This is a genomic window from Nonomuraea sp. KM90 (assembly GCF_052246675.1).
Classification (GTDB): Bacteria; Actinomycetota; Actinomycetes; order Streptosporangiales; family Streptosporangiaceae; genus Nonomuraea.
In genome coordinates, this window is the sequence record NZ_JBQQCB010000369.1 from 1 (window position 1) to 1,054 (window position 1,054).

At 69.9% G+C, this 1,054-nt stretch carries 2 protein-coding genes; both read right to left on the minus strand.

Going from position 1 to position 1,054, the window contains the following annotated elements:
- Nucleotides 1-171: 171 nt before the first annotated feature.
- Complete coding sequence (locus ACTWPW_RS64275) at nucleotides 172-519, minus strand: sensor histidine kinase (RefSeq protein WP_443175054.1); 348 nt, start codon at nucleotides 517-519, stop codon at nucleotides 172-174.
- 154 nt (nucleotides 520-673) lie between these two features.
- Entirely contained in the window at nucleotides 674-796 is a 123-nt protein-coding gene (locus tag ACTWPW_RS64280; protein ID WP_443175055.1) for a hypothetical protein, read from the minus strand.
- Between the last annotated feature and the right edge of the window lie 258 nt (nucleotides 797-1,054).

The following is a 1,054-nucleotide window of genomic DNA, read 5'->3' on the forward strand; positions in this document are numbered from 1 at the left end:
AGGGCTCGATGAACTCCCACTCCACATCCGTCAATTGCACTCGCGTCACGCAAAACGATCTACCGGATCGGACCCCGAAACGAGGGCGGATCCCGCAGATGATCACAACCAAATACACGCCCTAGCGAGCGGCCCCGTGTCGCGACGGCGAGGGCTGGTGCGGCAGCCGGTTCAGGGCAGCAGACGCATGCGCAGGACCAGGCTCGTTCCCTGGCGCGGAGGGTCCTCCACGGTCAGCGAGCCCTGGTGGGCGTGGGCGATCTCGCGGCAGATGGCCAGGCCCAGGCCGGTGCCTTTCGGGTTGCGCTCGCGTGATTCCGGGAGCGGGGCGAAGCGTTCGAAGACGATCTCGCGGTGTTCGGGGGCGATGCCGGCGCCGTCGTCGAAGACCGGCAGGACCGCGGTGTCGTCTTCGGCTCGGACGGCGACGGTGACGGCGGTGGCGGCGTGGCGCTGGGCGTTGTTCAGCAGGTTGGCCAGCAGGCTGGCGATCAGCAGCCGGTCGCAGCTGACGACCACGCCCGGCTGCAACTCAGTGCGGGAGAGGACACGGTGGTCCTGCTTGTTACTCCCGCCCGGCGTTGATAGCTCGCCGAAGCCGCTCGGTCACGAGCCACAGTAACGTGCCCGGGGCCGACCACGCGGTCCCTGGCACGCATCCCTGGGTGTCGTCTCATCCGAGGTCGAGGTAGTGGCGGTAGGCGTCGATCGCCGGGTCCAGCTGCTCGACCGCTTCGGGGGCCGCCCGCCGCGCTAGGGTGAGTACGGCGCGCTGCAGGGAGATCAGGGTCGGCACCGCGGGCTCGGCGGCCGGCGCGGCCAGGTCGCGCAGGCAGGCCTGGCCGATAGGGGTCCCGCCCAGGTCGGCGGAGGCTGTTACGGCGTGACCGGTGTGCCGCCGAAGGTCACGATCAGTCGGCCGTCCGGGGCGAAGGACCAGGCCAGGGCGCCGGTGTAGGAGGAGCAGCGGGAGCCGTTCGAGCCGGACCAGAACTGGTTGGAGCTGTCGGCGTTGCCGATGATCCTGTCGTTCGACCCGCTGTCGCAGGAGGTG